Below are 24388 nucleotides of genomic sequence, written 5' to 3'. Positions count from 1 at the left end.
TTATAAAAAATTTAGTTTCTTGAGGGAAAAGTCCCAAACTGGCAAATGATAAAATGTATACCAAGCCAGGGCTGCATGTTGTTTACGGACTGGTTTCCACCAGTATTTCCAATAGTAGCCGATTGTTGATTTAATCCAATATCTGGTGTACTGGTATTATATCCTAAGGTAGGTGAAAAAGACCTGCCGTCTAATGCTCCTGGAGTTGCTATTGAAGCTCCATTAGTTGCTGCACTTTGTGTTGCATCTCCAGAGCTTACATTCATCGTTACGCTATGTGTGTGCGAGGGTAATTGAGTAATGTTTAAGATATTGGTTTCAGTACCCGACCGTTCTCCTAATCGCCTTTCCGTTAAGCCTGGTCCTCGACCTGGCCCTATAGGAACTCGTCCTCTAAGATCAGGGAGTGCAAATGTCGTTCTTCCATCTCCACCATAGGTAGTTCCTAAGATTGAAAATAAAGCTTGATTTTGCGAAATGGCAATTAGACTTCCGTTACAAAACGCCCAATTTCTGGGTGCAAAGTTGCCTGCAAACATTCTGATTTCTGCTATGGTTCCTTCCATATTAGTGTTTTTTTATTGTTAATTTCTAGATGGGAAAATTCCTTGTAGACATATGATGTAGTAACAAGATAACCACGGTTGCATATTTTCCACAGGTAAATTTCCCCCTGTGTTTCCTACCGTGATCGATTGTGCATTCAAAGAAACATCAGGAGTTGATGTGTTAAATCCTAATGTTGGTGAGAAAGATCGACCATCCAGGGCTCCTGGCGTACCAATAGAGGACCCTTGTGTTGCCGCACTTTGAGAGGCTTCGGCAGAACTCACATTAGTAACAGCTGCATGATTGTGAGATGGGATTTGGGTTACGTTAAGGGTGTTTTCTTCGCTTCCACCACGTTGGCCTATTATTCTATCGCTTAATCCTGGTCCTCTTCCTGGACCAATTGGCACACAACCTCTTAAGTCCGGAAGTGCAAATGTAGTTCTACCATCTCCTCCATAGACGGTGCCTATGATGGAAAAAAGTGCAGTATTATTTGAAATTGGCAGCAATTGCCCTTCACAAAATGCCCAAGCTCTTGGGGCAAAATTTCCGCCAAACATGCGGACTTCTCCAATGTATCCTTCCATATTATAATATTTAAGTGTTAATAATTGTTATCAATTGTTGATTTTTGTTGTACTGAATTAGTAGTTGTAAATAATTGACCAGGCTTAAGGCCTAGGTTTACATATTTCGTTCCGGATAGTATTCCTGCATCTGTACTTATTACATTGAGCCGCAATAATTGGCCATATCTGCAGCAAATGAACAACCCTTCTTGTGGATGAGCGTGTACGATTTCTCCCGGAGTTCTTCCGAATAAGGGAGTTTGATTCTCAACAGGCGAGACTTCTAAAATTTTAATTTTAGCACCTTGATAGTAGGTAGTTGCTCCACCATATTTAGGATTACACGCATTAATTAAGCGCTCAATGTCATCAGCATTTTGATTTTCCCAATCGATAGTGATATCCTGTTCAATAGGGCGTTTGTTGTACTGAATTTTTCCTTTTGTGGATTGTTCTACTGACGTTAATTCATTTTTTACTTTACTCAACATCTTATCCATTAAGTCAGGAAGTTGATAACTCATTTTAGAGTTTAACATTCCCGCAGTTTCTCCAAGTATGATTGGTATGGTCTGTGAGATTACTATTTTACCAGTATCCCAACCAGCATCCATCTGATGAATACTTATTGCGGTTTCGGGATCGCCATTTTTAATTGACCAAAATAGTGGATCAGGACCCCTGTTTTCTGGAAGTTTGCCAAAATGAATATTAAAGCATCCCAATTTAGGAATGGAGAGTATATCCTTTGTAAGTTTTAATCCTAAACCACATACTAATATAAGATCAGGGTTTTTTGTTTGAAGCCAATTTGGAAAATCACTTTGAATATTAGATCGGTTTAGGGCAAAGGAGTCAACAGTTTCAATAGTGCTGAAATAGTTGTTTTTAAACTCTTCACTTTCAGTGCAAACACCTACAAGATATCCTTTTTCAGAAAGATGGTTGAAAACTAATAGACTGCTAGGGTCGCTTCCTATTAAGATGATTTTCATAGTGTGATTATTTTTGTGTGTTTTTAAAAGTAAAAGACTATACAATACTAGTAATCTAGCCCCCAATGCTAAATAGGTATTAGTACCTGTTTATGAAAGTATTGTATACCCTTTCCCGTTCTTAATCTTAAAGGTAACCTGTTTAGATTCTTTATTAAGAAATGAAAAGGAGTCCTTTTGTTGCTTTGTTTTGATTAGTTTTTTTGGGGTAATAATATTTTTGATATTGATATTAACCCTATTCGATTTTTTGTTCTCTTTTAGGTTAGTGATAAATTCTCCAAACGTATTGGTAATTTCACTTTGTAAAAGTATAAATTGATGTTGGCCTTGTTCTGAAGTCGCAAGAATTAGCTCAATTTTACCTTTAAAATCTATTCCTGTATTTTTAGTTGGTATAAAATGATAATATTGATTTAATTTATATACTTGGTCTGTAATCAGCTTTCGATTAGTTTGTTTTATAAAAACTTGTAGTTCTTTTTGATAATTCTCTGGTAGTTGTAATAAATCATTTTTGCTACAGTAACTTAATAGTGGCAAACTGTCTTCTAAATTTGGTGCAAAATTTATAGTACTGTTCTTGCTAAAAGCAAAAGTTGGACTAATAGCGCATCCAAACATAGTTAACGCGCCAGAATGAATAAAAATTCTTCTGTTCATGATTAGGTTGAGTTATTTTAGTAATTGATTTCCACTGTTGTCCTTATCACTAGGACTTCTTAAAGATAGTTAAAAAAATATTAATAATTCAACCAGTAATCAAATTAGAACGTTCAATTGGAAGTTATTTTAAGTAAAGATTACTGTATTCGTAATCAATAACAGCTTTTCCTGTTTGTAAGACATCTGCACCTATGATACCATCAACTGGGGTAGCGTTATGTTGTATTAAGGCACTATTAACATGGGTTAAATCAAAAAGAATTAGAGGAATATTTTTTTTGGACCATTTTCCTATGGTAATGCTGTTCTTTTGGGATAATTGCGTAAGCATGTCATTGGATCCAGCACCAGCGGCTTTTACTTCACTATCTTCTGCTATTAGTTTAAATTTCGAAATCGCTTCAAAATCTAAGCAAGAGTTAGAGGCTCCGGTATCTACAATAAATCTTCCGGTTACTCCATTGATAGAAGCTTCTATCTCAAAATGATTGGTAATCGTATAGTTTAATTTGATTGGAGCGTATCCTTTTTTGGATAAATACTGGCGTAGTGAAATCATTTAGGTACGAAGTTTACTAATAATGCCCAAGATAATTAGTAATAGTAAAGTTATAAAGATATAATGGAGAAAATTAGTTGTTTCAATTATTTTCTGCTGCTTTCCATAATATACAAAGGAAGCCCAATGATAGGGTGATTTCTTTTGGTTTAAGATAGTTGAATCGTTAATATAGTCAAGCTTGGCTTGATGTAATGCCAGGTCTGGTTTTCCGTGGTCGGTAAAATGCTCATAAAAGTAATCCATCAGAGTGTAGGTAGATTCATCATTTACTTTCCATAAAGAAAACAATACGTTTTCAATACCAGCATATTGAAAAGCGCGTCCTACACTAAGCGGTCCTTCTCCTTTAACTCTTTTGCCAATTCCGGTTTCGCAAGCACTTAAAACTACTAGATTTGCCCTTAGGTTCATACCATATAATCTATCAATGGGAATATCTTGATCAAAAAAAGAGATATTTGCTGGCTCTTGATATGAACCTGCAGTGGCATGGGTGGAAAGATGTAAAATAGTATAAGTATTGGCGTGCTCTTTAAAAGTAGAAAATGTAGCTTCCTTTTGGTTTAAAAACATTCCATCTAATTGTTGCTGAATTGCTTTTTGCTCTAACTCAGAATACGACAGTTCATTACTACTGCCTTTAAAAACTGGAAAGACACCTAAAACTGATGGTTTTTGAAGAACACCCTTTCTTTGATCAACATATTTACTTGCCGAGATTTCATAGCTGAGCATTGTTGACCGTAGTAAAAAAGGCATTTTTGAATATTGAAGTGTATTTGTTTTTTGAGTCAGTAAGGCTTCAAATGGAACAAAATATAAAATATCATCGGGGATAATTAACAATTTTTCTGTTTGCTTAGGAAGGTTAAGCACGGTATATAATTCATAGGCGGCTTTTGTAAAAGCGCTGATGTCATTGTTTATCCTATCGGTTGTATTAAAGAATGAAATATAGCTTTTGATGATTAGTTCCGCTGCCGTCACTTCGGCAACTTTTTCAAAAATAATATTGTTTGAAGATATGGTAAACAAATAGATGTGGCTGGTTCCATAAAAATATTCCAGCAAGGTTGTTTGTAACTTCTGTACTTCTTGTTGTATTTCTTCAACTGTAGCAATTGGTTGTTTTGCATTTAGTTCGGGATACTTTTGTTCTAGTAATGCATAAGTTTTTTTGAGCGCTATACTTGTTTTTTGACGCTCATCTAATAGGTTTTGAATTATAGCTACACGAGCCGCATTTCCTTTAGATTTCTCTTTAAAAAGTTTTACAGAAAGTACGGCAAGCGAGTTTTGTAATGTCTTGTACCTAATCACTAAGGAGTCATTTTCTATTTGTAGTAAGCGTTTTTTATCATATAGCGATTTGGTAACTATTGGCGACTTCGTACGCTCCACTGCCCAAAAAGCCTTGTCGATATATTTTTTGTCGGAAGTGGATTGGTATAGTTCATAGGCAATTGCTATGTAGTTTTCTGTGCGAATTCTATTCTGCCCATGTGACAAAAGCTGACTATCCTGAAGCAAATAGTGTTGGTTGATTAAATCGTGCACCTTAAAAGCCTTTTCGTATGCAAGTAGTGCAGCGTTATTTTGTCGGAGTGCTGTATAAATTGCTCCCTGAGCATCCAATGCATTTAATAGGACTCTGTCGGCAAGTAATACATCGTCATCTGGTAAATTCTGGTTATAGTCATAGGTGCCTAGTAAAATCGAATAAACTTCTTTTAGTCTGGAGTTTGCTAACGCATAGTCGTTCTTTTGAAGTAAAATATCCACAAATTCTAGTTCAATCATTGCAAGTTCCCTAGGAAGAAACGTAGTATTAAGCATCTTGGCTTTGGCCTTTTTTAAATATTCAATAGCTTTATCATGGACATCCTGCGATAAATATACCGCAGCCATTATGGTGTAGGCTTTAACTTTTGAAGCGTCTAATTCAATCACCTTTTCTGCTATATTTTTTGCATTTGAATAATTTTTCAAGCTTAGTTCATTAGAGGCTAAATTGATAAGTAGCGAAGTGTTATTTGGTGCTATCTTCAGCCCTTCTTGTATAATACGAATAGCCTTTTCATATTGCTTTTTTTGATGATAAACTATCGATAAGTTGGTGATACCCGCGATGATAGCGCTATTATTTTGTTTTTCTTGAGCTGAATGTAAATACGATAGTATTGTGGTTTCCGCTTTGGGCAAGTCCCCAGTTTGTATGTACAGATTTCCCAAGGGTTGTAGGCAGTTAGCAATAAGGTCGTAATTCGTAAGTTGATGCGAGTTAAAGGCTGCCCAGGCGGTTTCATATAGTGAAATTGCTGTGTTTTTATGCTGATATTGATTATGGTAATAGGCGAGATTACACAGTGTTATTACCCAGGCCAAGTGATCATCTTTGGTGTTTAACTGCTTTTGGAGATCATAAGTAAAGCTGGTTAAATTTGATAGTGCATCAGGATTGGGGTTTGCCAAAAATTTATCAAGGGATTGATAGAGGAGAGTTGCAGATTTTTTTTCAATTTGAGCGGCTTTACTACTTCCATAGTGGACGCAAATCATAATAAGTAACGCCCACAGCGATACCTTAAAATTTCCAAATCCCATACAGTTGAATTTGTGAATGCGGCGAATCAAAATAGTGAATGTATCGGGCTCCAAAACTTGGTCCAATTCTTATTGTACCCACATTGAAACCAACAAAAACCCCGGTTTGAAAATTAATAAAACTTTCTTCTATCGTGGCACTGCTGGATTGGTTGAGGTCTGGATTAGGATTCAGCTGCCCATCAACATCCAGAAAGAACCCTTCTCCAATGGTTTGTTGTTCATTTTTGCTGGTCAAATCAATTTTTGCCTGTATGCCGCTACCTATGGCAAAATAATTCGAAACGTTATACCGTATAGATCCAGGAACAGCATATAATGTAGTGGTAGTATAACTATTGGATTCCGTAAATCGCACTATATTTTCTGAACCATCTGCATTAATGGTACGCTCTTCGTACCTACGGGTTTGGTCGTAATTAGCTAATGATGCCATAAGTTCTGCCTGATAATAGGCTCGATAGGATTTAAAAGGGGATAGGGTAGTGCCCACAAAATATTCGCGCGAATTATCAAGATCAGGGGACCAACTATACCCGGCTTTAGCTCCAATAGAGATACCTGGCATAAAGCGAGTCACTGCATAATTGGTGATAATCGGTTCGTTTTTATCAAAATAGATGGCTGTTCTGCTTTTGGTTTTCTTTTTGTGAAAATTCTCACCAAACTTTAGGGAGTACTTTACAAACCCTTTTGTAGAGTCGATTTCTGCTACATTTTTTTGTTGGCTTCCGGGTAGGTAAATCCTGTTAAACTTAAAAATTATTTTATCTTTTTGAAGTACAGTATCCAAACAGCTATAATTTACTTCTTTGTTTTTTGGGCAAATGGGGCAATCTGGATAGATACCTTCAATATTTAAGGTAGATTTATCAAACATTTCAGGGACATCCGTTTCTAATCGTATCGTATTTGCGGGTCCTTCTCCGTTGTTCTGAAACCGAATTTTAAATTTTAAACGTTTAAACCGTACAAGCCTATAATTCATAAGCCATCCGTTGGATGACATTTTATTGGGATCGTGAGAGGTTACAATCTCCATCTCCGTTTCTTTTACGGTATGATTATCATAATTATCATCGGGCACATAAATACTCCTCAGGGTAACGATCGCACTGGTATCTTTAAGCATTTCAGGGGTCGTTTTTAAAGTTCTAAAGATATTCCGTTCTTCTCCCGGTTGCATATCATAAAATTCAACCACCTGATAATTTCGATATTGTGCCTTCGAATCTTCTAAGGTCAAGGGTAGATTTGTTCTTTTGGTACTATCCTGAAGAATAAGATTTCGTATAGTATTCGACGTTTCCGTAGTGCTGGCTAAATAACTATTTGTATGGTTTGGCTCTAATTGAATTGCTAAATTTTCTAAGGGAACTATTTTCTCTCCATGATACATTCTAGTATCTTCAAGTGTAAAGTTGTTATCTTTAAACTTAGTATCATTATAAAATAAATATAGTTTACCGTTACTTACATAATTTTGGGTATTCTTGTAAGCGGTAATTAACACTAATTCTTGATTAGGCACTGGGTCCCTATTCGTTTTAATCATTAAATGTTCATCTTCTTCAAATAATGATGAGGTGTCTAGCGAGGCTTCATCTATGGTACTTGACACCTTTACTGAAACGGGTCTGCTAGCTGGTGGAGGTCCGTTGTCATAATTATTGGTGGCCCAAAGTTGAGCCGTATAATTCCCAGGCTGTGTATATTGATGTTCTGGTTTTTCTTTTTGGCTGTAATCACCATCTCCAAATTCCCAATAATAGGTGTAAAAAGCTTTTGGTGCACCTGCGATTTGATGAAGTGCAGGCATGGTAGCGTTAAATCGGACTCGATTGCCTTCAATATCATAGCTTATCGGTGCAATTCTGGGGATGGAATCCCTTTCCATATCCTGACCAAAAATAGATTTTGTAAAAAAAATTACTAGCGCTATGTAAATGAATCTGCCCCTCATGAATTGTGTTTGAATACTTTAAATATAAATATTTGTTTACAAATAAAGCTTTCCGCAGCAATTTCCTTCGGAAAGCTTTATCCTATTAGTAGGTCATTAGGGTTGTACCCAAGCATTATTGTAGGCATTGTAAATCATTTGCCGAAGACTGATGGTACCTTGCAAGGTAACCCCTTGTGAATTCATAACTACTACGCAATCAATTCCGTTGAAAGGAAACATAACGATTTGTGTTTGTACACCTTGCGAGGTTGTAGGGTCATTTGAAGTTCCAATACTGCCCGCTTTACTATAATAATTACCGTGGATTTCATCAATAGGATCTGCAGTATCCATACCCAACCGATGTAGTTTCATAATAGCTTTTTGTTCATTAGAAACTAATACTTCGGTGTGTTCAAAATAAGCATTCACTTTGGCCATCTCCATTGTTGTCATAAAATAGCCTCCACCACCAGATTTGTTATTCCAGCTGCCATAATATTGACCATTACCCCCATTGTTTGGGTTATTAACATTATAATATAGTGTAGCGGTTTCTCTATCTTCTGGGACACACCCGACTAATGGTAACGATAGTGGATCAAAGACATGTTGCTGCATATAAAGCAAATACATAAACTGAGTGTTGGCATCATTTTCAATATCAATAGCAGGACTTCCTTCGAGATTACTCCACAAGGATGGGATCAATACCCTAAACAATGCAAAATTAACGTTGAGGTAATTTCTGGTAGTTGAGTTGACAACTCCGGTTTGTATACAATTTTGCAAGCCTTCATACCCCAGTGTGGTATCAAAATTGGTATTAGTGCTTTGCAAACCCGATTCGTGTTTCAGTAGGTCTTTAAAAGTTAACTCAGACACACCAGGACCCTTGACCCATGTATCAGGCAGCCAGGTATTAATTTTATCCTCTATAGTCAAATTGTTGGCTTCAAGTAATTGCATAGCTGCAATAGCGGTATAAAATTTAGATACGCTGGCAACATTGATTTCCTTTTGTGGTGTAAAATTTAAAGTTCCATCTGCTGCTGTTCTTGCTTTACCAAACGCATTTGATCTCGATAAGTTACCGTCTTTACTAATGGTGTATGCCCAACCAACGGGTGTGTCCCCTCCAGCATTGATATAGTCAATGATGTTTTGTTCAAAAAGATCAAGGTCAAAAATCGGAGTGTTCGTTTGTAAATCGGTTATAGCATTGTCTTGTTCACAACCTAGGATACTTAAAACGATTATACCGCTTACTAAAATTCTAGAAATTAGATGTTGTACAGACCTACTATTGTTCGGTGATGTACTATTTTTTGCTTTTGTTGACATGTTTGAAAATGAATTAAGTTTTTGTAATACACTCTTATATCATAACACATCATAAGTTGTTACCCTAGAAGACAAAAAAATCCGGAAAAAATTTTCCGGATTTAAAAATTAGTAGCTGTGAACGGCTTTGGTAATAACTTAGATTAAGGAAGGTCATTAATTAATGCGACCAACTCGGCTTCGGTTGCTGTAGAAGTTTCTGTGATAACTTCAGTATGATCTTCCTCGATAGTAGTGGGTTGAATTGCATATACATATTGATCATCCTGAATAGAAACAAAAATGATGTGCACCTCTAACCCAATCGGTATTTGACCATAATGTTCCGAGAATAATTCGGTTTCGGTGTTGTAGATATCTAATAAAGCTAATGCAGTTGGTTCTCCGTCATAAGATACGTATACATTACAATTGGTGTCATCAAAACCTTCTGGCACATTAACATAAAGTGTAGTTTTAGGTCTTGGATCACTAAACCATCTATCGATGTTTGTCCAACCAAAATTACTTAGAAATCCACCATAACCAGATACGCCCTGACCGTCAGGACCCTCGCGCTGCATAGGTTCTAGCCCGCCTTGTTCTTCTTCTTCCCAAACAACATCACAGGCTACATCAGGTTCTGGGCAGTCATTTGCTACTCCATTAAATAATTGCATACCTTCATCAAATTCAGCTGCAGGCGCAAAGAGCATAAAATTGGTTGCAAGGGTCAAATTTTCACCAGCTTGTGTAGCATTGATGAAAAATTCTCCTCCGGATTTTAAGGTTTCTACGGTACCATCAGGTCTTTTACCGTTAGTAGGCAATTTAGCAAGTACCATTTTTGATTTGTCATATACTTCTAGGAGTTCTATAGTTACCGATCCGGTGACAGGGTTACCATTTTGATCTTCAAAAGCATTCGGGCCAAAACTTAATATGGTACCTTCTTCTCCTTGAACTTCACCACCTGTTTCTGCTGTGATCGCAAAACTTTGCACGTTTTCAGCTCTAGCCTCTTGTATAGCTTGTTGTAACGCTTCTCCGTCAAATGACTCTTCAAATGGCTGCGTATCATCATCGGATTTACAGCTTACTAGTAAGACGATTAACAGGGTCATAAAAATGTTACTTAAGATTTTAGCGGTAGTAATTCTACTTTTATTCAAAATTACATGTGTTTCAATTTTTGTTTTCATTGTGTTTAAATTTTTCATTTACACCCTTATATCAGACCAATTGCTTTTTTGTTACCCTTTGCTCTCAAACTTTTTTTAAATTAGATGCAATAATGCCGTATTTATGAAACAAAAGGATCTTCATTCAGATCAAAAATATATTGACGCGCTCGTACACAATGACACTCGACTCATTACTGAGATTTACGAAAAGTTTGCGCCAAAGGTGATAGGGTATATTAAAAAGAATAGTGGGGATGAAGCCCGAGCTCAGGACATTATTCAAGAAGTGTTAGTTGTAATCTATAAACAGGCAAAGGAAAAAGGTTTTGGGTTAACGTGTCCTTTTGATGCTTATTTTTTTCTTTTATGTAAACGCAAGTGGATAAATCAAATCCACAAAACCTCCAATAAAGGGGTAACAATTAATGAAGAGGTTGTATCTAAAGATGATGGAAGTTTAGACCTGATGGAAGAAACAGCACTTTTTGAAGCTAAAAATGATCTTTTTAAAGCCATGTTTGATCAATTAGGGAACGCCTGTAAAGAACTATTAAAATTAACGTTTACTGTTAAATCTATGGAAGAAGTAGCCAAGCAATTAGGACAATCTTATGGATATGTTCGTAAAAAGAAATCCTTATGCATAGGCAAACTAACAGAATTGGTTAGAAGCTCTCCTAGATTTGAATACATAAAGAAAATGCTATGACCCCGGAAGAGAAATATTTACTGTTTGATTCGTATTGCAATGACATCTTATCGCAAGAGGAGCGTCAAAAGTTTTCAGACTTATTGATGTCTGATGCCGAACTTAAAGAAGAGTTTGATACATACACGGCATTGCACGATTACCTTGATGCCACATTTAATACCTCAACAGAAGAACAGGAATTAAAAAACACCTTAGATCGGGTAAGTGATACCTATTTTAAAACCAACAAGCAAGAGCACAAAACTAAAGTTATTAAATTGCCTAATTGGGCTTATGCTGCAGCGGCTTGTGTGGCAATATTACTAGGAACTTATTTCTTTTACCCAACCAATCCGTCCTATGCAGATTTTGCTGCAATACCTCAGTTAAGTCTTACGCAAAGAAGTGCCGAACAAGGAACAATAAAAGAAGCAGAACAGGCTTTCAATCAACAAAATTATAAAGCAGCAGAAATCCTATTGAGTACGTTGTTACACACAGACAAAGCTAATTCAGAGTTGCAATTCTATTATGGACTAAGTTTGTTAGAGCAAAACAAGTATAATGAAGCTTCAGACATTTTCATGGAATTAAAAAACGGCAGTTCTATCTTTAAATACCGTGCAATGTGGTTTGAAGCCTTAAATCTTTTGAAACAAAAGAAGTTTGAAGCGTGTAAAGCTGTATTACAAGCTATTCCAAAAGAAGCAGAAGATTATGAACAGGCGCAACAATTGTTAGATGAATTGTAATGGGTTTTACTTTATTATAAGATAGGATCTGTTTCGAAACCGATAAGAGTGGGTTTGGTAAAAATTCTTTAGTACTTTTGCCTGATGAATTTAACGGATACCCATACACATTTATATAGCGAAGCATTTGATGAGGATCGTGATGAAATGATGAAAAGAGCTTTGGATGCTGGAGTTCAACGTTTTTTTGTCCCTGCTATTGACTCTAGTTATACCAATGCCATGTATGCTATTGAGGAGCAATATCCAGCCCATGTTTTTTTAATGATGGGATTGCATCCAACTCATGTGAAAGAAAACTATGAAGAGGAGCTCGCCCACGTAGCTGAAGAATTGGAAAAACGACAACAAATCTCTACTTCTAAGAAGTTTTACGCAGTAGGAGAAATCGGCATAGATTTGTATTGGGATAAGTCCTTCTTAAAACAACAGCAAGATGCCTTTGTACGACAAATACAAATGGCGAAGCAATATGAATTGCCTATAGCAATCCATTGTCGGGAGGCTTTTGACGAAATCTTTGAGATTTTAGAACAGGAAAATGACGAGAAATTATTTGGGATATTCCACTGTTTTACCGGTAATTTAGAACAAGCTCATAAAGCTATTGATTTCAATATGAAATTAGGTATTGGTGGAGTGGCCACCTTTAAGAATGGTAAGATAAATCAATTTTTAGATCAGATTGATCTGAAGAATATTGTTTTAGAAACGGATGCACCGTATTTAGCTCCTGTACCTTATCGAGGAAAGCGAAATGAAAGCCTATACCTTACTAATGTGGTTAAAAAGCTAGCTGAAATCTATGGGCTTCAACAGGAAGAAATCGCGGCAATAACAACGCAGAACTCTATTGATGTCTTTGGTAGGTAATTATTTCAGTGTAACGAGTACTAATAAAGTGATTCATAACAACTAATCATATGAATACTTCTTCTCCTTCTATATTATTGATTTATACCGGTGGTACTATCGGTATGATTAAAGATTTTGAAACAGGGGCTTTAGTTGCTTTTAATTTTAAAGAATTATTACAAAATATTCCTGAGTTAAAACAGCTAGACTGTACTATTGATACCAAAAGTTTTAAGCAGCCCATTGATTCTTCGGATATGGATGTCGACAGATGGGTAGAGTTAGGGGATATCATTAATGATCATTATGAGGATTATGATGGATTTGTGGTCTTGCATGGTAGCGATACGATGTCTTATACCGCTTCTGCGATTAGTTTTATGTTTGAAAATTTAAACAAGCCCATCATATTTACCGGTTCTCAACTCCCTATTGGAGATTTAAGGACAGACGCCAAAGAAAATTTAATCACTGCAGTACAGATAGCTGCGCTTCAAGAAAAAGGAAAGGCTGTCATCACGGAAGTAGGTTTGTATTTTGAATATAAGCTATTAAGAGCCAACCGAACTACCAAGATAAATGCAGAGCATTTTCAGGCATTTAAATCCTTTAATTATCCACCATTAGTGGAATCTGGGGTTCATTTAAAGGTAAACAAGATGGCGTTGCGCAATGTGAACCGAAGAAAGAGGATGGTATACCATACCCATTTTGATAATAATATTATTGTAATTAAACTTTTTCCAGGTATTAATGAAGCAATAGTGAAGGCCATGGTATCAGCGACGGAATTACAAGGCGTAATCTTAGAAACCTATGGAGCAGGTAATACTTCGACTAAAAAATGGTTTTTGGATATTCTAAAAGAACTACAAGCTAAAAAAATACCAGTCGTGAATGTAACACAGTGCGCCGCTGGGAGTGTAGAAATGGGTAAATATAGCACTAGCGTAGCGTTAAAAAGAGCAGGAGTGATTTCCGGAAAGGATATTACCACTGAGGCTGCAGTCACCAAATTAATGTACTTGTTAGGGGAAAAATTACCCATAAAAGTGTTTAAAACGATCTTTGAGTCCCCAATTAGGGGTGAAATGTCAGAAAATTAACGCCTCAAATTTTAGTAGCTTATATTTTTTTTGTTATTTGCCCAACCATTTTTAGGGAAACTAGAGAGGTGGCCGAGTGGTCGAAGGCGCACGCCTGGAAAGTGTGTATACGTCAAAAGCGTATCGAGGGTTCGAATCCCTTCCTCTCTGCGAGTAAAGAAAGTGTTTCAATTTAGTAGTGTTTTTGGAAAAAAACTTTAAACGCTAAAACATTTTGCTTTCTGTTTTTACATGTGGAAAGGAGTGGAAGTGTTACTCTTTCTTTCTGCATTATTATTAAATTTTTATGGATTTTATAATATTTTTTTATCTTTAACACTTTAACTAATTAAAATTAAGAATCAGCGCAATGAAAAGACTATTTTCTATTCTGGCAATCGCAGCAGTAATGGCTTTTGGAAACGTACAAGCAGCTACTGCACCTGCTCAGGTATTATCGACTAATGTGCAATTAGCAATTGCTCCCTTAACTACAACCGCAGTGCAAGATGCTGCAGCAGAAGACGCAACTGATGATTTATCATTTCATCAAGAATTAAAAAAGCGTTTTATTGAAGGTGGACCTGGGTTCATGGGGATTGTACTTTTATGTTTAATTCTAGGACTTGCGATAGCAATCGAAAGAATTATCTTTTTGAACCTTTCTACTACAAACACAAAGAAACTTCAGCAAAATGTTGAGGATGCTTTGAATAGTGGAGGAGTTGAAGCAGCTAAGGAAGTTTGTAGAAATACAAAAGGACCTGTGGCATCTATTTATTATCAAGGTCTTGACCGTGCTGATGAAAGCATTGACGCTGCCGAAAAAGCTGTTGTTGCTTACGGAGGTGTTCAAATGGGTCAATTAGAGAAGAATGTATCTTGGGTATCTTTATTTATTGCTCTTGCTCCGATGCTTGGGTTTATGGGTACGGTAATAGGTATGATTCAAGCATTTGATAAAATTGAAGCAGCAGGAGATATGCAGCCATCACTAGTTGCAGGAGGTATTAAAGTAGCACTTCTTACAACGGTATTTGGACTTATCGTTGCTATTATCTTACAAATCTTTTACAACTACATCGTAGCGAAGATTGATAGAATCGTTAATGATATGGAGGATGCTTCTATAACATTAATCGATATGTTAGTAGCATACAAAAACAGAAAATAATTATACTTTGTTCTCTATATCTTATGATTAAATAGGTATAGTTAGTTTACAAATTGATAATTATTAACTGGAAACTTAAGTTTCGATTTTAAATTAAACATACATGAAAATCTCAAAAATATTAACATACGTAGTTCTTGCTGTTGGTATACTAGGTGGTGTTCTTTGGTTTGTAATGAGCAACACTATAGGTAATCTTGAAGCTGAGAATGGCGTAACTGACGCGAGAGACTTACCTTTAGAGTTAGTAGAGCCGGCTGTTAGCCCTCTTTACTTCCTAACTTGGGCTATATTTATTTTAGTAATTATAGCAACTTTAGTATCTGTATTTTCTACGTTAGCAAAAAATCCTGGAGGGTTAAAGAATACCCTAATTGGAATTGTTGCTTTTTTAATCGTAGTAGGTATAGGATATGTCCTAGCGGATGGTGTTGAAACACCAATGAAAGACGGAGAAGTATTGTCTGCAGGTGGATCTAAAATGGTCGGTGCAGGATTATACGCGTTTTATTTCTTAGCTGCGATAGCAGTAGGAATGATGTTTTTATCCGGAATAAGAAAATTAATAGGTAAATAATATGGCAAGAAGAGCAGCACCAGAAGTTAATGCGGGATCTATGGCAGATATTGCGTTTCTTCTTCTAATATTTTTCCTGGTTACAACTACAATTGAGACGGATAGCGGTATTAGCCGTAAACTTCCGCCTCCTGTAGATGAACAGGAGAAACCACCGATTCTTAAAGAGAAAAATATATTCGTTGTCGAAGTGAATAAAAACAATGATTTATTGGTAGAAGAAGCGCCAATGGAATTAAGTGAACTTAGAGCTGCGGCAGTTGCCTTTCTGGATAACGGTGGAGGTAAAGGAGATGACGCTTGCAACTATTGTCAAGGAGCTAAAGATCCAGCTTCTTCCGATAATCCAACTAAGGCAGTTATTTCTCTAAGAAATAATAGAGAGACTTCATATGCTACGTATATTGCCGTACAAAATGAATTAGTTGCGGCATATAATGAATTGCGTAATCGAGTAGCAATGCAGTTATATAATAAGACCTTCATTCAGATGGAGAAAGATCTTAATGACGTTAACTATCCTGGTAATAAGGAGAAATTAAAGGATCAGATTAAAAGAATTCAGGAATTATATCCTGAAAAGCTGTCTGAAGCAGAACCTAAGAAATAATTTATAACATAAAAAGTAAGATTATGTCAAAGTTTAAAAAGAAAAAAAGTGGGGATTTACCAGCTATATCTACCGCTTCTTTACCAGATATCGTTTTTATGTTGTTATTTTTCTTTATGGTGGCTACGGTAATGCGAGAAAATACGCTGATGATCGAAAATAAATTACCGGTAGCAAATCAAGTAGAAAAACTAGATAAAAAGAATCTAGTAATGTATATCTATGCTGGTAAACCAAGTTCTCGATATAAAAGTAGTGCAGGTACACAAGCAAGAATTCAGTTGAATGATAAATTTGCTGAGATTGAGGAGATTGCTCCATTCGTTCTTGCTGAGCGTGCATCTAAAAGAGAAGAGGAAATTCCATTTTTGATTACTGCGCTTAAAGTAGACGGTGAAACAAACATGGGACTCGTAGGAGATATCAAGAAAGAATTAAGAGAAGTACAGGCTTTAAAAATTAACTATACCACCAGAATTGGTGATGCAGCCGATAATTTAAAGTAAGTTCTTTTCTTTAATCTATAAAAAAAAGTCATTCATAGATCTTGTGAATGACTTTTTTTATGTGCCTATGAATAAAAAGTTACTAACTTATAATTATATTTTAATACTTACTTTTATTAAAAGAATAAACATACATTATTTGTGCTTGGGCAAATTCTTTACCCTTAGATATGATGCTTAGATTTATATGCATACTACTTTGTATACTTTCATTAAGTTCACTTTGTGGACAAGAAAGAAGAGTCTCTGATTCTTTGTTTATTAAAAGTGCCGATTCCTTATATAGAGAGGATCAGTTTTATTTCGGTTTCACTTTTAATTTATTGCTTAATAAGCCTTCTGGTATTGACCAGTCTGGACTAAGTGGTGGTTTACATATCGGTTTTATAAGAGATATGCCGATTAACAAAAGACGCAATGTTGCTATTGGTTTAGGAATAGGATATTCTTTTAATTCCTATGGACAAAATCTATTTATCGGCGAGCGCGAAGGAACTGAGGAAAGTATATTTAGTAATTTAAGAGGTGTAGCATATGATCGTAATCGTTTTTATACGCATATTATTGAAGCTCCTTTAGAGTTACGATGGAGAACATCAACGCCTCAGGATCATCGCTTTTATCGAATTTATACTGGGTTTAAGCTAGGTTATATCTATTATTTTAATTCAGTATTTGTAGATGGCTCTAATACCATTAAGCAAACGCAGCTGGATGAATTAGAGCGACTCCGTATGTCCCTTACCTTATCATTGGGATGGAATACTGTAAATTTCTATTTTCATTATGGGATCAATCCTTTATTTAATGATAATGCTACCTTAGAAAGTGGTGAAGCTGTTGGGCTCAATGCATTTAAGATAGGTCTCTTATTTTATATTTTATAACCATAAGTTTATTAGGGTTAATTGGGGTAAGATACCAATAAGAATTCCTAAGATTAACTCGAGATTGGTATGTGCTTTCATATGTAGCCTAGATGTAGCGACAAGACCATTAGCCACCATAAGTATGGCGATGAGTGCAGTAAGGTTAATACTGAAATGAATACTCAAGGCAACCGTAAACATGGTAACTGCAGAAATTCCAACCATGTGTAGACTGGCTTTGATGTTAAAAAAGATTACAAAAATGGCACTTAAAGAAGAAAATAAGGCTCCTAGAAAGAAGTAATATAATTCAGGATAATGATAGATATCAATAATTAATTTAATAACTACAATGAGCAGTATGGATTGTAGTAATAATGGAATTTTACGTTGTTTTACTTCTTCTAAATGCGGAGATGAAATGGCACCTGAACTTTTTAGAAAAAAATATAATACAATTGGGGTAAAGATGGTAATCACTACTAGGCCAAATATTTTAGCGCTAATGATCTCATCAGGAATAAACCTAGGTGCAGCTGCAAAATAGATAATAGCACCTAATAAAGGCATTAAAATAGGGTGTAATAGGTATGAAAAGCTTTTTAGAAAGAAATTCATTAAATCTTTTTTCTTAATCGTGCTACGGGTAGGTCCAATTGCTCCCTGTATTTGGCTACGGTTCTCCTCGCTATTGGGTATCCTTTTTCTTTTAAAATTTTGGCTAACTTTTCATCCGTTAGCGGTTTTTTCTTATCCTCTTCGCCGATAGTGATTTCAAGAATTTTTTTGATTTCTCGGGTGGATACCTCTTCGCCTTCGGTGTTAGTCATCGATTCTGAAAAGAAATCTTTTATGAGCTTTGTCCCATAGGGAGTGTCTACATATTTACTATTGGCTACTCTTGATACCGTACTAACATCCATCTCAATCTCATCAGCAATATCCTTAAGGATCATTGGTTTTAGGTTTCTTTCATCTCCCGTTAAGAAATATTCCTTTTGATAGTGCATAATAGCGCTCATGGTAACAAATAAAGTCTGTTGTCGTTGCCTTACTGCTTCAATAAACCATTTTGCGGCATCTAATTTTTGCTTGATGAAAAGTACTGCATCTTTTTGAGATTTAGATTTTTCTTTGCTTGCTTTATACGCCTGGAGCATATTATTATACTCTTTAGATACGTGTAATTCTGGAGCGTTTCTACCATTGAGTGATAATTCTAATTCTCCGTCAACGATTCGAATCGTAAAATCTGGAACTACGTGTTCTACTATACGTGTATTACCCGAATAAGACCCACCAGGTTTGGGATTAAGATGCTCTATTTCTTCAATCGCTTCTTTGAGTTGTTCTTCTTCAATATCAAATTTGGACAACAGTTTGTCGTAATGTTTTTTACTAAAGTGATCAAAGGCGTTTCTGATCATATCAGTGGCCAATTTGATAGCAATCGTTTTATCCTTGCGCTCTAGCTGAATTAACAAGCACTCTTTTAAATCTCTGGCGCCTACGCCAGCAGGGTCTAATTGATGGACTATTTTGAAAACCTCTTCGATCTTGTCTTCGGTAGTGTATACATTTTGTGTAAATGCCAAATCATCTAAGATATCGGCAACATTTCGCCTTATATAGCCACTCTCGTCAATACTACCCACTAAGAATTCAGCAATTGCTCTTCGCTCTTCATCTAGTCTATACGTATTTAACTGCTCCACCAAATGCTGATGAAAGGTGGTACCAGAAGCATAAGGTACACTTTTTTCATCATCGTCAGCGCTATAGTTGTTTGTACTTAGGCGATAACTTGGTATCTCGTCGTCGCTAAGGTATTCGTCTACATTAATTTCAGTTTCTATCGTTTCCGACCCATAGTCATCATCATTTTGGTCATTGGCATAGGGATCCTCATAGTCGTATTCGTCTGTTTGATCTTTACCGCTGTCTAATGCTGGATTTTCCTCTAACTCTTGCTTCAGTTTTTGTTCAAAAGCCTGTGTAGGTAACTGAATCAGTTTCATTAACTGAATCTGCTGAGGGGATAATTTTTGAGAAAGTTTAAAATTAAGTTGTTGCTTTAACATAAATGTGATGATATTCCTACATCTACAAAAATAAGTAAAAACAAAGTACTTATAAGCGCATAGATGGTTAGTTTATTGACAATTGGTTATTTATTAGTCTTAACTTTTTCTTAAAAGTTACAGCTAATAAACCTGCCTAAAGCAATAAACGCGCCAAACTTACTTTTCATTGTCATTTATATCATTTATCTAGGGCACAAAAATTTTATTTTTAATCGCATATATCACCAAGCCTGTTCTGTTTTTGAGATTTAGCTTTTCAAAAATAGAATCTCGATAACCTTCAATGGTTTTTGGACTTAGGCACATATCACTAGCAATTTCTTTATAGGTTTTTTCTGTACACGCGTGTTTGATGAATTCCAATTCGCGTTCCTTCAGCGCAACTTTATTTTCTTCTTTAGGATTAAGAGATCCCAGTAAAAGGTTGGTTACGTTTTTTGTATGATAGAATCCGGTTTCCTGTACTTCAACAAGGGCATTTTCAAGGATACTTTTTTCGGTGTCTTTTAGTAGATAGCCTTTAGCACCGGCTCTGAGCATTTTGAGTATTGTTTTTTCATCTTCTTCTACAGATAGAGCCAGCACCTTTACATCAGGATACTCTTCTTTGAGTACTGCCGTGGTTTCTAAGCCATTCATAATGGGCATATTGATATCCATAAGTACGATGTCTGGTATATTTTTAGGATCTTTAAATCGCGTTAGCAATTCTTTTCCATTTTTACAGATGTAAAGAACTTTAAACTTTTCGAAACCATCTACTAACCCAGATAATGCCTGGGATAATAAGATGTGATCTTCTACTATGACTACGGAGTAATTCATGATTGTGTGTTTTGATGAAGATGATTATGATCGGTTTTTATAGTTAGTCTATTGGATCATAACACATCGCTGAGTTATTGGTTTAGTGCTTTAGTGTATCGCTTTCCTTATTAATATCAAGTAAAACAGTTCAACGTTTATAAAAAATGCTAAGTTTCAATAATGCTAAGCTTAGGGCTTGTTTCTGGTTTTTGTTTGTAAAAATATACCAATTTGATAGAGGTTCCTTTACCAATTTCAGAATGTAAGCCAATTTCTGCACCTATCAGTTTGCCTCTGTTTTGAATATTACACAGTCCAATACCTTGTTTGGTTTTGGTATTGGTAATATCAAAGCCAACGCCATTATCTTCTGCTTTGATTTCTATTTTATCTTTGGTAAAAGTAGTATGTACGGTTAATTTGGTTGCTTTAGAATGCTTGATAGTGTTGGTAAAAAATTCTTGTAAAATCCTAAACAATACGATTTCTTCCTGGCTATCTAGCTTACGCACCTCACTATTACCGGTCATAGACGCTTCAATGAATTGCAGTCGATTAAAGCGTTCAATCTCGAGTCGGATGGCTTCGCTAAGCGATAGGCTTTTAATCGCATCAGGATTGATCAGTTTTGATAACGATCGCAATTCCGTTAAGCTCTTGGTTATGGTGTCTGTAACTTCTTGTAGTTTTTCGGGTTGACCCTGCGCAATACCAATCTGTATTTTTGCCAGTGTTAGGAGTTGACCGATATTATCGTGCAACTCCCAGCTGATGTTGCGCAGGGTTTCCTCTCGTATTTCTATTTGTGTTTGCGCAATGGCTCGCTCAAATTCTCGTTTTGCTTCGCGCTGTTGAAGCAACAAGCTGTTCTTTCGTTTTTGAAAAATCAAAAACAAAAAAATCAATAAAATTATAATTACCACAAGTACAATACTTGCGATTAAAATTGCTGTTTCTTGTTGCTCCATATAAATCCAATTATAAAACAAGAATTAAGTACTACTGTTAACACAAAATTTACCAAGAATAATATTGTAGCATCTGCTAACTGTATATAATAATTTCTGAGTATTCTGAAAGGGAGATTACCAACATAATAGATTAGTAAACCCACACTTATCCAAAATAAAAGATTGTTTTTTGTATGTAATACTTTTTGAGAATTTAATACTTCTATGAAGTAAATAACAATTGTAATTATTAAAAATAATGCAGCAATAATATATGGTAGTCTTTGATAATCGATAAGATAGTTTTCGAAGAAGCCATTTATAATAAAAGAAATTATGTAAATCAAAAAAAAGCTCAAAACAATTTTTTTGTTGAATGTAATTTTCAGGTAATATCTATAAAGTAAAAACCAGAAAGAGAAATTAATTACATAATAGCTATTATATAGTACTGCATTGTAATCAGTTATATATTCTCTTACAAACATACCTAGCGAGTCGTTTAAGAATATATAAGCTAATAAGAGCAAAAAGTACCTTAATGCAGTGTTCTTATATTTATAGAAATAAATTACCGCTGTGATTAGAGCTAGAAGCTCAAATAATAATCCGATATATCGTAAAATTCCCAAAAGCTATTCAGAGTTATTTTCCTATCGGAGGTGAACTTCCCATTTCATTAGCAATTAAACTGTTTTTTTCATCCAACTCCTGAAACAGGTTGAAATTAAACAAGCTTCCTTTTTGCATTCTTGCTTTACCGAATTGATCTACTCCTATAGTTTCTGATAACAGTTGTACGTTAAAATCATTATCTAGAGTATACCCTAAGTGCACGACTTTATCATTCATCTTTCGTGCTACGGTTGGAGCTATAAAAAAGGTAGTGCGCTTAGCGTAATTTTTCGATCGGTCTCTAACATAATCCTCAGGATAGATCCCAAAGTAAAAGCGTACGCCCGATGGTCTTACCTTAGCTTCGCTAGATTGTTTGCGAACATAGGCTAAGTAGTTATATAATTCATTAAGGTCATAGTATAACGATCTAGTAGCCATAAAACGTTCACCATCTCCATCGGCACCAACGGTTTCGCTTATCCACTCCGCTCTTGTGGTGTAATTATCATAAAGGTTTTTGGCAAAACGAGAGGTTATAATATTATCCGGTTTACTGCCTTGCTCGGATTCAAGTCGTTCTTTTAAACTAGCAATGGTTTTTTCATATTCCTCAATTTTTTTCTTGTAGTCTGCTAGTTGGGCGCTTTGGTCACCGGTTTGTAAATTGTCACACGAACCTAAAAGGGTAGCTCCAAAAATAAAGACGATTAATGTGAATAGGTTAGTTAGTTTTTTCATTTTTTGTTTTAAGTGTTTGTTAGTTTAGATGATTTATACCTCTAAAAATAGTGTTATTCCGCAGTATTAAAAAAAATTGACTCAGTTTTGTTATCTTATACATAGGTAACACCTTGTGATAACAAGGCTACCTGTAAGATTAGTGTAAAATAACGATTGTTGGAGAAGGAATTCAAGGGGGGAAAACCCCTTTTTAAGAAAAGGGGGAAATAACTCTGGATTTATGTGTTTAAATGACACCCATCCCTGGCCCTTCCCTCAAGGGAAGGGAGTCAATTCTCCCTTGGAGGGGAGATTTAGAGAGGTGTTTTTACGACTTGTTTTGTAATGTTTCTTTAAGTTTGGTTTATAAGGAGTTAGATAAGCAATGTTGACACCCATCCCTAGCCCTTCGCTCAAGGGAAGGGAATCAAGTCTCCTCTTGAGGTGAGATTTAGAGGGGTGTTTATCTATAGTGCTTCATTTGTAATCTACAGAAAACCTTCTCTTTTAGGTATATCATCTAATAAAATTCATTGAAGTTCGCTTATAGTTTCTGTAATCTCCTGGATTACATTGGGCAGATCATTATTTATTTGATTGTTACTAAATCTAAGAAATTGAACTCCTAGTTTTTCTATCCTCTCCTGACGTTTACTATCCTCTAAAAACTGACTGTTGTGATACTCTCCATCGATTTCAATGGCAAGTCCAATCTCCTTTACGTAAAAGTCAACTACATAATCCAGAATAGGGAATTGTCTATAAAACTTAGTGCCGAGTTGATTCTTTCTTACGTTGTCCCAAAATAATTTTTCAGATTGGGTCATGTTTTTTCTTAAAGTTTTAGCTCTTTCCCTTGCTTCAGTTGTATATGGAAGTATGTTTTGTAATGCCACGCTTATATATTGAATTTGAAAGATAGGAAAAAGAAATTTTGCTTACATAAACCTCTTTTCATGTAAAAAGTTTAGGACAGAAAAACATCCATCCCTGGCCCTTCCCTCAAGGGAAGGGAAAAAAGTCTCCCCTTGAGGGGAGATATAGAGGGATGTTTCAATAAAAAAAGTCCGACTGTTTAAGTCGAACTTTGATAAGCTAATTTTTAGTTATTATTCAATTCCAAATGGAGGAGTTCCTGAAAGTTCATTGGACAATGAACTTGACACTAAATTATCAGACTTTGTAGGTAAAAATTCAATGATATCTGTTTCAAAATTAAATGAGAAATTATCTTGCTGTGATAATGAAAAAACAGATTTACCATTAATCACAGAAGGACTAAAGAATAACGTTTGATGATTAGCATACTCTCCCAGTGCAGGATCATTGTCATAAACACCAAAAACAATATTTACCCCATTAAGATCCGCTTTGTTTTCTTTTGCCTGTTTCTGTATGTAATTAAGATATTTTTTAAAGGTATCGCCTTCATAAAAGCAAAAGCGAGTATCGTTTTTAACTTTGTTATTTAACGGTTGTACGTATGTATCGTAATAATTATTGTAGTTTTTGATTATACTGGCAAGAGAAACAGTACCATTTTTTCCTAATAATAAGCTCTGTGTTTTATCAGTTAATGTACTGTATTTTCTTAAGTTGCTATATGCATCAAATGCGTTATTATCTATAAAAACTACTGTGTTATTATCAATAGAAAAAGGCATATTAGCATTTGTTTCAGGATGTTTAG

General features: G+C 35.5%; 25 protein-coding genes and 1 tRNA gene. 10 read left to right on the top strand and 16 right to left on the bottom strand.

Annotation, left to right across the window (positions count from 1 at the left end):
• Positions 1–11: 11 nt before the first annotated feature.
• From EV197_RS00700 to EV197_RS00660, 9 genes are all read right to left on the bottom strand, one after another.
• Entirely contained in the window at positions 12–566 is a 555-nt protein-coding gene (locus tag EV197_RS00700; protein WP_130284812.1) for a phage tail protein, read from the bottom strand.
• Positions 567–584: 18 nt separating this feature from the next.
• Positions 585–1139 carry a phage tail protein gene (locus EV197_RS00695; RefSeq protein WP_130284811.1) on the bottom strand — a complete coding sequence of 185 codons (555 nt, stop codon included), beginning with the start codon at positions 1137–1139 and terminating at the stop codon, positions 585–587.
• Between the two features lie 17 nt (positions 1140–1156).
• A complete protein-coding gene (locus EV197_RS00690; protein WP_278042536.1) occupies positions 1157–2161 on the bottom strand; it encodes a methionyl-tRNA formyltransferase in 1005 nt (334 codons plus the stop codon).
• 45 nt (positions 2162–2206) lie between these two features.
• Complete coding sequence (locus EV197_RS00685; RefSeq protein WP_130284809.1) at positions 2207–2779, bottom strand: hypothetical protein; 573 nt, start codon at positions 2777–2779, stop codon at positions 2207–2209.
• A 124-nt stretch (positions 2780–2903) separates the two neighbouring features.
• Positions 2904–3341: a retropepsin-like aspartic protease gene (locus EV197_RS00680; protein WP_130284808.1), complete on the bottom strand. Its 438-nt coding sequence runs from the start codon at positions 3339–3341 to the stop codon at positions 2904–2906.
• Positions 3342–5948, bottom strand: coding sequence for a CHAT domain-containing protein (locus EV197_RS00675; RefSeq protein ID WP_130284807.1), 2607 nt, complete (start codon positions 5946–5948; stop codon positions 3342–3344).
• Positions 5929–7911, bottom strand: coding sequence for a PKD domain-containing protein (locus EV197_RS00670; RefSeq protein ID WP_242610671.1), 1983 nt, complete (start codon positions 7909–7911; stop codon positions 5929–5931). The genes EV197_RS00675 and EV197_RS00670 overlap by 20 nt, the downstream gene beginning before the upstream one ends.
• A 96-nt stretch (positions 7912–8007) precedes the next feature.
• Entirely contained in the window at positions 8008–9237 is a 1230-nt protein-coding gene (locus EV197_RS00665) for a serine hydrolase domain-containing protein (protein WP_130284806.1), read from the bottom strand.
• 143 nt (positions 9238–9380) lie between these two features.
• Positions 9381–10418 (bottom strand): hypothetical protein, encoded by a 1038-nt coding sequence (locus tag EV197_RS00660; RefSeq protein WP_130284805.1) that lies wholly within the window; start codon positions 10416–10418, stop codon positions 9381–9383.
• A 103-nt stretch (positions 10419–10521) separates the two neighbouring features.
• Between EV197_RS00660 and EV197_RS00655 the strand changes: the two genes are divergently transcribed.
• The 10 genes from EV197_RS00655 to EV197_RS00610 all read left to right on the top strand — a co-directional run bounded on the left by EV197_RS00655 (position 10522) and on the right by EV197_RS00610 (position 17537).
• Positions 10522–11109 (top strand): RNA polymerase sigma factor, encoded by a 588-nt coding sequence (locus EV197_RS00655; RefSeq protein ID WP_130284804.1) that lies wholly within the window; start codon positions 10522–10524, stop codon positions 11107–11109.
• Positions 11106–11843, top strand: coding sequence for a tetratricopeptide repeat protein (locus EV197_RS00650; protein WP_130284803.1), 738 nt, complete (start codon positions 11106–11108; stop codon positions 11841–11843). Before EV197_RS00655 ends, EV197_RS00650 begins: the two co-directional genes overlap by 4 nt.
• Before the next feature lie 84 nt (positions 11844–11927).
• Positions 11928–12716, top strand: a complete 789-nt coding sequence (locus tag EV197_RS00645) for a TatD family hydrolase (protein ID WP_130284802.1) — start codon at positions 11928–11930, stop codon at positions 12714–12716.
• A 50-nt stretch (positions 12717–12766) separates the two neighbouring features.
• Positions 12767–13804, top strand: coding sequence for an asparaginase (locus EV197_RS00640; protein ID WP_130284801.1), 1038 nt, complete (start codon positions 12767–12769; stop codon positions 13802–13804).
• A 62-nt stretch (positions 13805–13866) separates the two neighbouring features.
• Positions 13867–13954, top strand: a tRNA-Ser gene (locus tag EV197_RS00635).
• 199 nt (positions 13955–14153) lie between these two features.
• On the top strand, positions 14154–14957 hold the full coding sequence (locus tag EV197_RS00630) for a MotA/TolQ/ExbB proton channel family protein (RefSeq protein WP_130284800.1): 804 nt from the start codon (positions 14154–14156) through the stop codon (positions 14955–14957).
• A 103-nt stretch (positions 14958–15060) separates the two neighbouring features.
• On the top strand, positions 15061–15534 hold the full coding sequence (locus tag EV197_RS00625; RefSeq protein WP_207224183.1) for a hypothetical protein: 474 nt from the start codon (positions 15061–15063) through the stop codon (positions 15532–15534).
• A 1-nt stretch (position 15535) separates the two neighbouring features.
• Positions 15536–16144, top strand: a complete 609-nt coding sequence (locus EV197_RS00620; protein ID WP_130284799.1) for an ExbD/TolR family protein — start codon at positions 15536–15538, stop codon at positions 16142–16144.
• 23 nt (positions 16145–16167) lie between these two features.
• The gene (locus EV197_RS00615; protein ID WP_130284798.1) at positions 16168–16650 is read left to right on the top strand and encodes an ExbD/TolR family protein; all 483 of its coding nucleotides are present in this window, start codon (positions 16168–16170) and stop codon (positions 16648–16650) included.
• A 170-nt stretch (positions 16651–16820) separates the two neighbouring features.
• The gene (locus EV197_RS00610) at positions 16821–17537 is read left to right on the top strand and encodes a porin family protein (protein ID WP_242610670.1); all 717 of its coding nucleotides are present in this window, start codon (positions 16821–16823) and stop codon (positions 17535–17537) included.
• Here the strand turns inward: EV197_RS00610 and EV197_RS00605 are convergent.
• The 7 genes from EV197_RS00605 to EV197_RS00575 form a co-directional block, all read right to left on the bottom strand.
• Positions 17532–18137, bottom strand: coding sequence for a hypothetical protein (locus EV197_RS00605; protein ID WP_130284797.1), 606 nt, complete (start codon positions 18135–18137; stop codon positions 17532–17534). The two genes, EV197_RS00610 and EV197_RS00605, sit on opposite strands and share 6 nt — an antisense overlap.
• Positions 18137–19600: an RNA polymerase factor sigma-54 gene (gene rpoN / locus EV197_RS00600; RefSeq protein WP_130284796.1), complete on the bottom strand. Its 1464-nt coding sequence runs from the start codon at positions 19598–19600 to the stop codon at positions 18137–18139. Before rpoN ends, EV197_RS00605 begins: the two co-directional genes overlap by 1 nt.
• Positions 19601–19789: 189 nt before the next feature.
• Entirely contained in the window at positions 19790–20431 is a 642-nt protein-coding gene (locus tag EV197_RS00595; RefSeq protein WP_130284795.1) for a response regulator transcription factor, read from the bottom strand.
• A 146-nt stretch (positions 20432–20577) separates the two neighbouring features.
• A complete protein-coding gene (locus tag EV197_RS00590; RefSeq protein WP_130284794.1) occupies positions 20578–21378 on the bottom strand; it encodes a sensor histidine kinase in 801 nt (266 codons plus the stop codon).
• A gap of 627 nt (positions 21379–22005) precedes the next feature.
• Complete coding sequence (locus tag EV197_RS00585; protein WP_130284793.1) at positions 22006–22716, bottom strand: hypothetical protein; 711 nt, start codon at positions 22714–22716, stop codon at positions 22006–22008.
• Between the two features lie 512 nt (positions 22717–23228).
• Entirely contained in the window at positions 23229–23594 is a 366-nt protein-coding gene (locus EV197_RS00580) for an endonuclease domain-containing protein (RefSeq protein WP_278041749.1), read from the bottom strand.
• Positions 23595–23807: 213 nt separating this feature from the next.
• Positions 23808–24362, bottom strand: a complete 555-nt coding sequence (locus EV197_RS00575; protein WP_130284791.1) for a hypothetical protein — start codon at positions 24360–24362, stop codon at positions 23808–23810.
• Between the last annotated feature and the right edge of the window lie 26 nt (positions 24363–24388).

Origin of the sequence: Aquimarina brevivitae (assembly GCF_004216895.1) — a bacterium.
In the GTDB taxonomy this organism is placed as follows: Bacteria; Bacteroidota; Bacteroidia; order Flavobacteriales; family Flavobacteriaceae; genus Aquimarina; species Aquimarina brevivitae.
Note: the sequence above shows the minus strand (reverse complement) of the source record. Positions and strands in the feature narration are given on the sequence as shown.